Raw genomic sequence first — 12,593 nt, 5'->3', positions numbered from 1 at the left:
CTAGAACACGGCTCCCAGGGCTTCCAACTCCGCGCGGAAGCCCTGCTTGCGGCCGTGCATGGCGCGCAGGTCGGCCACGAAGGCCTGATGGTCGGGATATTCGCCATAGTCGCTGATCATCGCCGACAGCGACTCCGCCTCCAGCAGCTGACGCGCGGCCTCCGCGTAGCGAGCCGCCACGCCGTAGGTCAGCACGTACTGGATCGAGCCGCGCAGCAGCAGGGTCGCGGCCATCGGGTAGGCGCCTTCCAGGCGCCGCGCAGCTTCGGCCATCAGCGTGTCGTCGGCGCCGTTGATCTCGCCGGCGCGGGCCAGCACCAGGCGTGAGGCGGCCATCAGGTCGGGCCAGGAGACCAGGAACGCCAGCGCCCTGTCGAACTGCGGGAAACGTTTGGCGACCGCCTTGGCCTGGTCCTCGGCCTCGACGTCGTCGAAGTCCGGCAGGCCCTTGAGATAGGTCCGCAGGCGCGGGATGGACAGCGTGCGCTCGAACTCCGCCCAGCGGCGCTTCTGGGCCTCGTCGTGATGACCGGTGGCCTCCAGGGCGTCCAGCATCGCCTCTTCCCAGGCCGAGCGCTCTTCCAGGGAGCTCTGATGACGGCCGCGCTGATCGCTGGGGGCACCGGCGTGCAGGGTCGCCAGGGCGTCCTCGGCGCGGCCGGCCTCCAGGAGGCGGCGCGCGATCTCGGCCGAGACCAGGGGCGTGCGGCGCAGCTCCGGCGCAAAGGTCGCCTCGAAGGCGTCGACGTCGCCGCTGGCGTCGGCCAAGCGGCGCAGGGCGTCCTTGTAGATCCCGCTGCGGGCGTCGCGGATGGTGCGCGTGGCAAGCAGCTTTTCCAAGGTCTCGCGGAGGTGGGCCTGTCCCTTCTGGCCTAGCAAGGGTCCCAGCGTATTCACCACGGGCCCGAACTGGGCGTAGTCATCCCGGCGCAGCAGGTTGGCGATCCGGTCGGCGAGGGCTATCGGGTCCGGCATGGCCCCGGCGGCGATCGCGCCGACCCCGTCGCGAGCGGCCAGGAACACATCGCCGATCGGGCCCTCCGCCTGACTGAGGCGATCCAGGGTCGGCGTCGCCAGATCCAGCAGGTCCAGCATCAGGTCGAGCGCCGCCGTGGCGTCGTCCTGCGCCAACCGCTCGATCATGCCGCGATGCAGGTCAAGGTCCCTGGCGAAGGCCGCGCGCTTGCGCCAGTTGATGCGGGACGACGACTTGCCGATCGCCGCCAGTCGTTTGGAGATTTCCAGCGCCAAGCCTTCGGCGTTCGACTCGGCGAATAGCTCCAGCCGCAGCACGCGCTTGACGTGGCTGTCGCTGGAGAGGTCGAGCAGGATGGCGGCTAGGCGCTCAGGACCGAGGTCGACCAGATTGGCCTCGGAAAGGGTCGTCTTCGATCCCTTCCGAGCCTTGGTCGGCTTCACCTTGTCCGGAGCGTCATCCGTCTTCGTCGCGGCCTTGCGCGCCATCCAGCTTCCTCAAGCGAGGCCTAGATGTGCAGGACTCGGCCGTAGGCGTCCAGAGCGGCTTCGTGCATGGCTTCCGACATGGTCGGGTGAGCGTAGACGATGCCGTGCAGGTCTTCCTCGGTGGCTTCCAGCGTGATGGCCGTGACGAAGCCCTGGATCATCTCGGTCACTTCGTGGCCGATCATGTGAGCGCCGATCAGCGCGCCTGTCTTGGCGTCGAACACGGTCTTCACAAAGCCCTCTGTCTCGCCCGCAGCCACGGCCTTGCCATTGACCTTGAACGGGAAGCGGCCAGCCTTCACCTCGATGCCCGCCGCCTTTGCGCCGGCCTCGGTATAGCCGACGGAAGCGACCTGCGGGTTGGCGTAGGTGCAGCCGGGGATCGGCGAGTGGACGTTGGGAGTCTTGTAGCCGGCGATCGCCTCGGCGGCGTGGATGCCTTCATGGCTGGCCTTGTGGGCGAGCCAGGGCGCACCGGCGATGTCGCCGATGGCGTACAGGCCCGGGACATTGGTCTTCCCGTGCTTGTCGGTGACGGCGTGGCCGCGATCCAGGTTCAGGCCGACGGCGTCCAGGCCTTCGCTGTTCGGCGCGATGCCGACCGCGACGATGCACTTCTCGGCCGTCAGCTGCTCGATCTTGCCGCCGACGTCGACGGTCACCGAAACGCCGTCCTTGGTCTTCTCGACCTTGCTGACCTTGGCGCCGATGCGGAACTTGATGCCGCGCTTCTCGAACGCCTTCTGGGCGGCCTTGGAGACCTCGGCGTCCTCGACCGGCATGATGCGGTCAAGAGCTTCAACGACGGTCACCTCTGCGCCGAGGGCGCGGTAGAAGCTGGCGAACTCGATGCCGATGGCGCCCGAGCCGATCACGACCAGCGACTTCGGCATGGTCTTGGGCGCCAGGGCGTCACGATAGGTCCAGATCTTGTCGCCGTCCGAGACCGCGCCGATGGCCGGGATCTCGCGAGCGCGGGCGCCGCTGGCCAGGATGACGTTCTTGGCCTGGACCGTGCGGCTGCCGCCGGCCTTCAGGGCGATGACGAGCTTGGGGGCCGGATTACCCTTCTCCAGCTTGGCCTCGCCCTCGATGACCTCGACCTTGTGCTTTTTCATCAGGAAGGCGATGCCGCCCGACATGGTCTTGGCCACACCGCGCGAACGCTCGATGATCTTGGTGAAGTCGAAGGCCGGCTTTTCGACCGACAGGCCGTAGCTGTCCAGGTGCGACAGCTGCTCGAAGATTTCGCCCGACTTCAGCAGGGCCTTGGTGGGGATACAGCCCCAGTTCAGGCAGATGCCGCCCAGGTTCTCGCGCTCGACGATCGCCGTCTTCAGACCCAGTTGGCTGGCGCGGATCGCGGCCACATAGCCGCCAGGACCGGCGCCGATGACGACGACATCGAATTCCGTGGACATGTTCATCTAACCCTAGCTTGGACGTCGTCCGTGGGAAGCCGGACGGCCTAGATCGATCGGCCAGCGAGCCGATCCGGGGGAAACTACAGCAGCGCCTCGACCGCGACCTTGAGGTCTTCGGGCTTCACGGTCGGCGCGAACCGCTCGACGACCTCGCCGTCCTTGCCGATCAGGAACTTGGTGAAGTTCCACTTGATCGCCTCGGTGCCCAGCAGGCCCTTCTGCTCCTTCTTGAGGTAGCGGTAGAGCGGATGGGCGTCGGCGCCATTGACGTCGATCTTGCTCATCACCGGGAAGGTCACGTCGTAGGTCAGCGAGCAGAAGTTCGCGATCTCCTCGGCGTTTCCCGGCTCCTGAGCGCCGAACTGGTTGCAGGGGAAGGCCAGGACCGTGAAGCCACGATCCTTGTGAGCCTTGTAGAGCGCCTCGAGGCCTTCGTACTGAGGCGTGAACCCGCACTTGCTGGCGGTGTTCACGATCAGCAGCACCTGGCCGCGATAGTCGGCCAGACCCACGTCCTGGCCGTCCAGCGTCTTGGCCGAATAGTCGTAGACCGACATAGCCGTCCCCTTTTCGCTGCAGCCGAGATCAGACGATCAGGGTCAGCGGCTCTTCGATCAGCGGCTTGAACGCCGCCAGGAACTTGGCGCCGATAGCCCCGTCGACCACGCGGTGGTCGCAGGTCAGGGTCACGGTCATCACGGTGGCCACGGCCAGCTGGCCGTCCTTGACCACCGGACGTTGCTCGCCGGCCCCGACGCTCATGATCGCCCCTTGCGGCTCGTTGATGATCGAGGCGAAGGCCTTGATGCCGAACATGCCCAGGTTGCTGACCGAGAAGGTGCCGCCCTGGAACTCCTCGGGCTTCAGCTTCTTGGCCTTGGCGCGGGCGGCCAGGTCCTTCACCTCGGCCGAGATCTGGGCCAAGCCCTTGGTCTCGGCGGCGCGGACGATCGGGGTGATCAGGCCGCCGTCGATGGCCACGGCCACGGCGATGTCGGCATGCTTGTGCATGGCGATGCCTTCCGGCGTGTAAGAGGCGTTGGCCTCCGGCACGCGCTTCAGGGCCACGGCCACGGCCTTGATGATGATGTCGTTGACCGACACCTTCACGCCCTGGTCCGCCAGCAGGCTGTTGATCTTGGCGCGCGCGGCCAGCAGGGCGTCGATCTCCAGATCGATCGTCAGCGGGAAGTGCGGCACGTCGCGGAAGCTGTCGGTCAGGCGGCGCGCGATCGTCTTGCGCATGCCGTCCAGCGGAACCAGGTCATAAGAGCCGGCGGGGATGCCCATCTGTTCCAGCGACTGGACCTTGCGCGGCTCGGCTGTAGCCGGAGCGGCAGCGGCGGGCGCCGAGGCGGGCGCAGCCTTGGCTGCCGGAGCGCCCGACTTGGCGGCTTCTACGTCGGTCTTGACCACGCGGCCGTGCGGGCCAGTGCCCTTGATGCCCTTCAGGTCCAGGCCTGCGGCCGAAGCCAGGCGACGGGCCAGCGGCGAGGCGAACACGCGCGAACCGTCAGCGGCGACCGGAGCGGCAGGAGCCGGGGCAGCGGGGGCGGCAGCGACCGGGGCCGGAGCGGCGGCAGCGGCCTTGGGCGCTTCAGCCTTCGGAGCCGGCGCGGGGCTTTCGCCCTCGCCCGCCAGCTTCCCGATCAGGGCGTTGACCTTGACGTTCTCGGTCCCGGCGTCGACCAGGATGGCTTCGATCACGCCTTCATCGACGGCTTCGACTTCCATCGTCGCCTTGTCGGTCTCGATCTCGGCGATCACGTCGCCGGCCTTGACGGTGTCGCCGACCTTGACGTGCCACTTGGCGAGGGTTCCCTCCTCCATGGTGGGCGACAGGGCGGGCATCAGGATGTCGATCGACATTGAGCTTTTTCCTCAATCGTTCGGGACTGTGTCGACCCATGGTGTACCGGGTCGCCGTCCGCGATACCCCGCCTTGCGGCGGGATGAATTCATTGGCCAGGACGATGCGGCCCTTGCCCGCCAGGAGCAAGGGCCGCGCCGGTCTTAGCGGTAGCTGACCGCCTTGGCCGCCTTGACGATCTTTTCGACCGAAGGCAGCGACAGGACTTCCAGGTTGGCCGCATAGGGCAGCGGAACATCTTCCTGGTGCACCCGCAGCGGCGGAGCGTCCAGATAGTCGAAGCCGAACTCGGTGATCCGGGCGACGACCTCGGCGCCGATGCCCATCGGGCCCCAGCCTTCCTCGACCGTGACCAGGCGGTTGGTCTTCTTGACGCTTTCCAGGACGGTGGCGTGGTCCATCGGACGGATCGTGCGCAGGTCGACGACCTCGGCCGAAATGCCTTCCTTCTCCAGCTCCTCGGCCGCCTTCAGGGCGAAGCCCACCATGCGGCTGTAGGCGACCAGGGTGACATCCGTGCCTTCGCGGCGGACCTTGGCCTTGCCGATCGGCACGACCCAGTCCTCGACGTCCGGAATATCGAACTCGTGGCCGTACATCATCTCGTGTTCGAGGAAGACGACCGGGTTCGGATCGCGGATCGCGGCCTTCAGCAGGCCCTTGGCGTCGGCCGCGTCATAGGGCGCGATGACCTTAAGGCCCGGGACATTGCCGTACCAGGCGGCGTAGTCCTGACTGTGCTGGGCGCCGACGCGCGAGGCCGCGCCGTTCGGGCCGCGGAACACGATCGACGACTTGATCTGACCGCCCGACATGTAGAGCGTCTTGGCGGCCGAGTTGATGATGTGGTCAATCGCCTGCATGGCGAAGTTCCAGGTCATGAACTCGACGATCGGCTTCAGGCCGGCCATCGCCGCGCCGACACCCATGCCGGCGAAGCCGTGCTCGGTGATCGGGGTGTCGATGACGCGCTTGTCGCCGAACTCCTGCAGCAGTTCGCGGCTGACCTTGTAGGCGCCCTGGTACTGGGCGACTTCCTCGCCCATCAGGAACACGCGGTCGTCGCGGCGCATTTCCTCGGCCATGGCGTCGCGCAAAGCGTCGCGGACCGTGATCTTCTTCATCGGCGCGCCGGCCGGGATTTCCGGATCGGCGAAGGTCGAGGCGGCCGAGATCGGGCCTGCAGCGGCGGGAGCAGCCGCCACCGGAGCCGGAGCGGCTTCAGCGGCGACGGGAGCAGCAGCCGGAGCGGCCGGAGCTGCGGCTTCACCCTCGCCCTTCAGGCGGGCGATCAGGGTGTTGACCTTTACGTTTTCGCTGCCGGCCGGAACCAGGATGGCTTCCACCACGCCTTCGTCGACGGCTTCGACTTCCATCGTGGCCTTGTCGGTCTCGATTTCGGCGATCACGTCGCCAGCCTTGATGGTGTCGCCTTCCTTGACGAGCCACTTGGCCAGGGTGCCTTCCTCCATCGTGGGGGAAAGCGCGGGCATCAGGATGTCCGTCACTGAGCGGCCTCCAGGTAGACGTCGGTATACAGTTCCGAGGGATCAGGCTCGGGGCTCGTGCGGGCGAACTCGGCGGCTTCGGCGACGATGCGCTTCACGTCCGCGTCGACGCTCTTCAGGTCGTCCTCGGTGACGCCGGCCGCAGCCAGGCGTTCCTTGATGTGGTCGATCGGGTCGCGGGTCGTCTTGACCTCGTCGACCTCTTCCTTGGTGCGGTACTTGGCCGGGTCCGACATCGAGTGGCCGCGATAACGGTAGGTCTTCATCTCGAGGATGTACGGACCCTGGCCGCTGCGGGCGTGCTCGGTGGCGCGGGCGCCGGCTTCACGGACGGCGACGACGTCCATGCCGTCGACTTCCTCGCCCGGGATCCGGAACGAGGTCCCGCGCTTGTGGAACGCGGTTTCCGAGGCGGCGCGCTCGACGCTGGTGCCCATGGCGTACTGGTTGTTCTCGATCACGTACACGACCGGCAGCTTCCACAGCTGGGCCATGTTGAAGCTCTCGTAGACCTGGCCCTGGTTGGCCGCGCCATCGCCCATGTAGGCGTACGAGACATTGCCATTGCCCTTGTAGTGGTTGGCCAGCGCCAGGCCGGTGCCAAGCGCCACCTGGGCGCCGACGATGCCATGACCGCCGTAGAAGCCGGTGGCGACGTCGAACATGTGCATCGACCCGCCCTTGCCCTTGGACGAACCGCCGGCGCGGCCGGTCAATTCGGCCATGACTTCGCGGGGATCCATGCCGGCAGCCAGCATGTGGCCGTGGTCACGGTAGCCCGTGATGATCTGATCGCCTTGTTGCGAGATCGACTGCATGCCGACCGCGATGGCTTCCTGACCGATGTACAGGTGGCAGAAGCCGCCGATCAGACCCATGCCGTACAGCTGGCCGGCGCGCTCCTCGAAGCGGCGGATCAGCAGCATGTCCTGATAGAATTTCAAGAGTTCGTCTTTGCCGACGAAGGCGTTGACACCGGTGTCTACCGCCTTCCCCTCTGAGGCCTCAGCCTTGCGCGTACGCGCCATTCAAATCTCCCTGGCCAATCTTCATCGCGGCCTTCGTCCTGAGAGCGCCACCCGCCGAAAAAACGTCGGTTCCGCGTGGGAGGCGCTCTGGTGTCTTGCCAAGATCAATCCGGGATCGGGTGATCCACGAGCTGACCGACAGCCGATTCCAGGAATAGGCGACCCGTCAGCTCGGACGCTTGACCCGGATCACATAGTCCCTCGGGTCGGCATATCCTAGAAGCGAACGCGCGCGTTCCTCCAGGAGATCAGCCGACAGACTGCCGTTGCGTAATAGACGAGCACGGGCCTCAAGGTCCATCCTCTCCGCGCGTATCTTCCTGAGTTCCTTTGTTTTTGCTGCGAGGTCCGCATTGCGCTGCGAAATGGACAGCAGGCCTCGATCACCTGTCAGAGCATGAAAGGCGAAGTAGAAAATCAGGAAAAAGATCGCCGCAGTCGGCAGGAAGGGTTGCAGTCGGGCGAACATCTCAAGGCCCTAGAGAGGGATTCGTAGGATCGCCGACCGTGCTTAACGCCTTCTAAATCCAGGCGTTGAGCAGGGTCTTTGACAGTTCGCCGGTCAGGCGAACGATGCTTTCACGTGAGATCGTTTCACGCGTATCTAGATACTGCGCCGCCGAAGCCATTTCGCGACCGCGAACAGCGCAGAAATGGTCTCGTTTGAAACCACTGCAGCGCTTTTAGAAAATTTGTGGGTTAACGCGGTCGCGGACCGGAGGAACGCGTTCGGAGTCCGGCCCGGCGGCGAGAATCGCATCCAAAACGCAAATGGCGCGGCCCCTTTCGGAAGCCGCGCCTTCGCCCGTTTCAGCGATTTGAAAGGACCTAGCGGCCCTTCAGCGCCGCGCGAGCGGCGTAGACACCTTGGTCGTCCAGCATCTCTTCGATGCGCAGCAGTTGGTTGTACTTGGCGGTGCGGTCCGAGCGGGCCAGCGAGCCGGTCTTGATCTGACCGCAGTTCAACGCGACGGCCAGGTCGGCGATCGTGCTGTCCTCGGTTTCGCCCGAGCGGTGGCTCATGACGCTGGTGTAGCCATGGCGGTGCGCCAGATCGACGGCGTCGATGGTTTCCGACAGCGTGCCGATCTGGTTGACCTTCACCAGGATCGAGTTGGCCAGACCCTTATCCAGGCCCATTTGCAGACGCTTGGGGTTGGTCACGAACAGGTCGTCGCCGACCAGTTGGACCTTCTTGCCCAGAGTGTCGGTCAGCAGCTTCCAGCCGTCGAAGTCGTCCTCAGCCATGCCGTCCTCGATCGACAGGATCGGGAACTTCGAGGCCAAGCCGGCCAGGTAGTCGACCATCTGCGCCGGGTCGAGCGACTTGCCCTCGCCTTCCAGCTCGTACTTGCCGTTCTTGAAGAACTCGGTCGAGGCGACGTCCAGGCCCAGGACGAAGTCCTCGCCGGCTTTGTAGCCGGCCTTCTCGCCAGCCTTGACGATGAAGTCGAGCGCGGCTTCGGCCGACGCCAGGTTCGGGGCGAAGCCGCCCTCGTCGCCGACGTTGGTGTTGTGGCCGGCGTCCTTCAGGGCCTTCTTCAGGGCATGGAAGATCTCGGCGCCCATGCGCAGGCCTTCACGGAAGCTGGGGGCGCCGGTCGGCAGGATCATGAATTCCTGGATGTCGATCGGGTTGTCGGCGTGGGCGCCGCCGTTGATGATGTTCATCATCGGGGTCGGCAGCACGCGGGCGTTCACGCCGCCGACGTACTTGTAGAGCGGCTGGCCGGCCGACTCGGCGGCGGCCTTGGCCGTCGCCAGCGAGACGCCGAGGATGGCGTTGGCGCCCAGGCGGGACTTGTTCGGCGTGCCGTCCAGCTCGATCAGCAGGTTGTCGACGCGGCGCTGGTCCTCGGCGTCCACGCCCGACAGGGCGTCGAAGATCTCGCCATTGACCGCGTCCACGGCCTGCAGGACGCCCTTGCCCAGGTAGCGGGCCTTGTCGCCATCACGCTTCTCATTGGCTTCGTGAGCGCCGGTCGAGGCGCCCGACGGAACCGCGGCGCGGCCAAACGCGCCGTCGTCCAGGATCACGTCGACTTCGACGGTCGGGTTGCCCCGGCTGTCGAGAATTTCGCGGGCGATGATGTCGACGATCTCGGTCATGAGCTGCTCCTAGAGGCCAAAAGGCGCGGTGGCTTTAGCCGCCATGCGCTTCGGGCGCAACTTGACTTCCTTTTCGGCGAACGACTGATCGCCGGTCACGAAGTCGGAAGCTGACCTCAGACGTTGTAGATCGGCGTCAGCCCGCTCCTCTGGCCCAGCTTGAACAGGACGCGGTCAGAGCCGAAGTCCAGCTCGACCTTGGCGAACAGCTTCAGCACGTCCACGCCCAACAAGGCCGCTGGCCGGTCGTTCAGCGACCAGACGTCGAAGATGTGCACATCTGCAAAGGCCATCGGGATGTTGGTCAGCTGCAGATTGCCCATGGTGATCGACGGCACGACGCGGAATTCGCCCAGATAGACCTCGCCACCAGCCGTCAACAGGCGCGCCGGCTTGACGATGTCCGAGGTGCGACGACGCTTGGCGGCGATCGCTCGCTGAAGCGCCAGATTGCCGATCGAGACGCCGCCGCCGGAATCGATGAAGGCGACCGAGCGCGTGCCGGAAATCCGGGCGTCGGTCAGGGTCAGGCGTCCGAAGCGGGCGTCCGCCGGCACCGAGATCTCGTCGGCCCTGCGCGTCATCTCCGAGAAGAACTGGCTGCGGCGGATCAGGATCTGCCGCTTGCGGAAATCCATGACGACGTTGCGCCGGTCCAGGATGTCGACGCCCAGCAGACCGTCGGCCCCGACCCGTTCGTAGGGCAGCACGGGCAGCACCGCCGCGCCCATGCGGGCTTCGCCGGCCTTCATGCTGTCGATCCGCGCGGTCGGACTGGTGATGGCGCTGGAGATGCCGTGGATGATGATCTGGGGACCGGCCGGCAGGTTGAGCTTCTCGGCCACGGCCGGAGTTAGCACGCTGCGCCCGGCGCCGGTGTCCACCACGAAGTTGAAGGGCCCCCGCCCGTTGATCTCGACGTCGACGGTGAGACGGTCATCGTCGTCCAGCGAGGCGTCCAAGATCAGCAAGCCGTCGTCCGGCAGCGTCGTCGCCGGCGGCAGAGTCTGAGGCACGGAAGCGGGGGTTATGGCCTGGGCCATGGCCGTCGACGCGGCCCCGGAAAGCCCTAGTCCTGAAATCCCCAGTCCCGCCGTGATGTTTCGGCGTGTGAGCATGGGCGTACCTCCCGGCGCGGAGGCTAACACCTTTTTTACACGTACGACGAAAATACGACGAAAAACGCCGCCCGGGCGAACCAGGCGGCGCTTTCGAAATCGTCACTGACGAAAGGAGACCTTAGTCTTCCTTGGGGGTCAGGATCTGCTTGCCGTTGTACATGCCGGTCTTCAGATCGACATGGTGCGGACGGCGCAGCTCGCCGGTGTCCTTGTCCTCGATGAACGAGTTAGCGCCCAGGGCGTGGTGCGACCGGCGCATGTTCCGGCGAGAAGGCGAAGTTTTTCTTTTAGGAACGGCCATCGAAGTGACTCTGCTCGTTGAGCGTGAAAATCGAGAGCGGCGACTCGGGGGTGCCCAGGTCGCCGCGTGAGGGCGCGCTTATGCCCGAATCTCTTCGGGGATGCAACACCGTGCTTTAGACCAGTCGACCATGCTCCTTGGCCGCGGCGATGAAGCTGGCGAAAAGCGGGTGCGGGGCGAACGGACGGCTCTTCAGTTCCGGGTGATACTGCACCCCGATGAACCACGGATGGTCGTCCCGCTCGACGATCTCGGGCAGCACGCCGTTGGGTGAGCGGCCGGTCAGTTTCAGGCCGGCGTCCTCCATCAGGTGGGCGTAGCCGATATTGACCTCGTAGCGGTGCCTGTGGCGCTCGCTGATCTCGGTCGAGCCATAGATCTCGGCGACCTTCGATCCCGAGGTCAGGACGGCGTCATAGGCCCCCAGGCGCATGGTGCCGCCAAGGTCGTCGTTGGCGCGACGCTGGACGGTCTCGTTGCCCTTGATCCACTCGGTCATGATGCCGACCACGGGACGCTCGGTAGGGCCGAACTCGGAGGAGCTGGCGTCCTTGATGCCGGCGACGTTCCGCAGGGTCTCGATGACCGCCATCTGCATGCCGAAGCAGATGCCGAAGTACGGCACCTTGCGCTCCCGGGCGAACTGGGCCGCGCGGATCTTGCCTTCCGCGCCCCGTTCGCCGAAGCCGCCGGGCACCATGATGGCGTGGGCGTTCTCCAGGCGGGCCGCGGCCGCGCCCTCGTCGCCTTCGAAGGTCTCGCTCTCGACCCAGTCCAGGTTGACCTTGACCTTGTTGGCCAGGCCGCCGTGGTGCAGGGCCTCGATCAGCGACTTGTAGGCGTCCTTGAGCACCGTGTACTTGCCGACCACGGCGATGGTGACCTCGCCGTCGGGATGCTGGACGGTCTCGTCGATGGTCTTCCAGCGCGCTAGGTCGGGCTCTGGCGCGTCCTGCATACCGAAGACGTCGAGGACTTCGGCGTCCAGGCCCTGCTCGTGATAGTCGATCGGCACGGCGTAGATGGACGAGGAGTCCATCGCCTGGATGACCGCGCTGGGGCGGACATTGCAGAACTGGGCGATCTTGCGCTTTTCCTCGGCCGGGATCTCTTGCTCGCAGCGGCACAGCAGGATGTCCGGCTGGATGCCGATCGAGCGCAGTTCCTTGACCGAGTGCTGGGTCGGCTTGGTCTTCATCTCGCCGGCCGTCTTGATGAACGGCAGCAGCGTCAGGTGCAGGTAGCAGCTCTGGCCGCGCGGCAGGTCCTGGCGCAGCTGGCGGATGGCTTCGAAGAACGGCAGGCCCTCGATGTCGCCGACCGTGCCGCCGATCTCGACCAGCACGAAGTCGACCGGCTTCTTGCCCGTCTCGTCCATGGCGGGCGACAGGACGAAGTCCTTGATCTCGTTGGTGACGTGCGGAATCACCTGGACGGTCGCCCCGAGGTAGTCGCCGCGGCGCTCCTTCTCGATTATCGTCTTGTAGATCTGGCCCGTCGTGATGTTGTCGGCCTTCTTGGCCGACACGCCGGTGAAGCGCTCGTAGTGACCCAGGTCGAGGTCGGTTTCCGCCCCGTCGTCGGTCACGAAGACCTCGCCGTGCTGATACGGGCTCATCGTGCCCGGATCGACGTTGAGATAGGGGTCGAGCTTACGAAGGCGAACCGTGTAGCCACGCGCTTGCAGCAGCGCGCCGAGCGCCGCCGAGGCCAAACCCTTGCCAAGCGAGGAAACCACGCCGCCGGTGATGAAAATGTACCGCGTCAT

Annotated in this window: 11 protein-coding genes; all 11 read right to left on the bottom strand. The window is 65.7% G+C overall.

What is annotated here, in order from left to right; translation table 11 throughout:
* Positions 1-1,464, bottom strand: a complete 1,464-nt coding sequence (locus CSW62_RS11230; RefSeq protein ID WP_099577796.1) for a DUF6880 family protein — start codon at positions 1,462-1,464, stop codon at positions 1-3.
* A 20-nt stretch (positions 1,465-1,484) separates the two neighbouring features.
* Positions 1,485-2,885 carry a dihydrolipoyl dehydrogenase gene (lpdA, locus tag CSW62_RS11225; protein ID WP_099582253.1) on the bottom strand — a complete coding sequence of 467 codons (1,401 nt, stop codon included), beginning with the start codon at positions 2,883-2,885 and terminating at the stop codon, positions 1,485-1,487.
* A gap of 83 nt (positions 2,886-2,968) precedes the next feature.
* Complete coding sequence (locus CSW62_RS11220) at positions 2,969-3,445, bottom strand: glutathione peroxidase (RefSeq protein WP_099577794.1); 477 nt, start codon at positions 3,443-3,445, stop codon at positions 2,969-2,971.
* Positions 3,446-3,473: 28 nt separating this feature from the next.
* On the bottom strand, positions 3,474-4,757 hold the full coding sequence (locus CSW62_RS11215; protein WP_099577792.1) for a pyruvate dehydrogenase complex dihydrolipoamide acetyltransferase: 1,284 nt from the start codon (positions 4,755-4,757) through the stop codon (positions 3,474-3,476).
* A gap of 144 nt (positions 4,758-4,901) precedes the next feature.
* Positions 4,902-6,266, bottom strand: a complete 1,365-nt coding sequence (locus CSW62_RS11210; RefSeq protein WP_099577790.1) for a pyruvate dehydrogenase complex E1 component subunit beta — start codon at positions 6,264-6,266, stop codon at positions 4,902-4,904.
* Positions 6,263-7,294 (bottom strand): pyruvate dehydrogenase (acetyl-transferring) E1 component subunit alpha, encoded by a 1,032-nt coding sequence (gene pdhA, locus CSW62_RS11205; protein WP_099577788.1) that lies wholly within the window; start codon positions 7,292-7,294, stop codon positions 6,263-6,265. The genes CSW62_RS11210 and pdhA overlap by 4 nt, the downstream gene beginning before the upstream one ends.
* A 166-nt stretch (positions 7,295-7,460) precedes the next feature.
* On the bottom strand, positions 7,461-7,763 hold the full coding sequence (locus tag CSW62_RS11200; protein WP_099577786.1) for a septum formation initiator family protein: 303 nt from the start codon (positions 7,761-7,763) through the stop codon (positions 7,461-7,463).
* A 359-nt stretch (positions 7,764-8,122) separates the two neighbouring features.
* Positions 8,123-9,403: a phosphopyruvate hydratase gene (gene eno, locus CSW62_RS11195; RefSeq protein WP_099577783.1), complete on the bottom strand. Its 1,281-nt coding sequence runs from the start codon at positions 9,401-9,403 to the stop codon at positions 8,123-8,125.
* Between the two features lie 116 nt (positions 9,404-9,519).
* Complete coding sequence (locus CSW62_RS11190; protein ID WP_099577781.1) at positions 9,520-10,521, bottom strand: aspartyl protease family protein; 1,002 nt, start codon at positions 10,519-10,521, stop codon at positions 9,520-9,522.
* A 121-nt stretch (positions 10,522-10,642) separates the two neighbouring features.
* The gene (gene rpmF / locus CSW62_RS11185; RefSeq protein WP_010919589.1) at positions 10,643-10,825 is read right to left on the bottom strand and encodes a 50S ribosomal protein L32; all 183 of its coding nucleotides are present in this window, start codon (positions 10,823-10,825) and stop codon (positions 10,643-10,645) included.
* Positions 10,826-10,940: 115 nt separating this feature from the next.
* A complete protein-coding gene (locus CSW62_RS11180) occupies positions 10,941-12,593 on the bottom strand; it encodes a CTP synthase (RefSeq protein ID WP_099577778.1) in 1,653 nt (550 codons plus the stop codon).

Source organism: Caulobacter sp. FWC2 (genome assembly GCF_002742625.1).
Classification (GTDB): Bacteria; Pseudomonadota; Alphaproteobacteria; order Caulobacterales; family Caulobacteraceae; genus Caulobacter.
The sequence above is the reverse complement of the archived record's forward strand: the minus strand, read 5'-3'. Positions and strand labels throughout refer to the sequence as shown.

Bases quoted from the DNA above. Each gene is read 5' to 3' on its own strand.
- CSW62_RS11230 (WP_099577796.1), bottom strand. From the start codon at position 1,464: ATGGCGCGCAAGGCCGCGACGAAGACGGATGACGCTCCGGACAAGGTG.
- lpdA (WP_099582253.1), bottom strand. From the start codon at position 2,885: ATGTCCACGGAATTCGATGTCGTCGTCATCGGCGCCGGTCCTGGCGGC.
- CSW62_RS11220 (WP_099577794.1), bottom strand. From the start codon at position 3,445: ATGTCGGTCTACGACTATTCGGCCAAGACGCTGGACGGCCAGGACGTG.
- CSW62_RS11215 (WP_099577792.1), bottom strand. From the start codon at position 4,757: ATGTCGATCGACATCCTGATGCCCGCCCTGTCGCCCACCATGGAGGAG.
- pdhA (WP_099577788.1), bottom strand. From the start codon at position 7,294: ATGGCGCGTACGCGCAAGGCTGAGGCCTCAGAGGGGAAGGCGGTAGAC.
- CSW62_RS11200 (WP_099577786.1), bottom strand. From the start codon at position 7,763: ATGTTCGCCCGACTGCAACCCTTCCTGCCGACTGCGGCGATCTTTTTC.
- eno (WP_099577783.1), bottom strand. From the start codon at position 9,403: ATGACCGAGATCGTCGACATCATCGCCCGCGAAATTCTCGACAGCCGG.
- CSW62_RS11190 (WP_099577781.1), bottom strand. From the start codon at position 10,521: ATGCTCACACGCCGAAACATCACGGCGGGACTGGGGATTTCAGGACTA.
- rpmF (WP_010919589.1), bottom strand. From the start codon at position 10,825: ATGGCCGTTCCTAAAAGAAAAACTTCGCCTTCTCGCCGGAACATGCGC.
- CSW62_RS11180 (WP_099577778.1), bottom strand. From the start codon at position 12,593: ATGACGCGGTACATTTTCATCACCGGCGGCGTGGTTTCCTCGCTTGGC.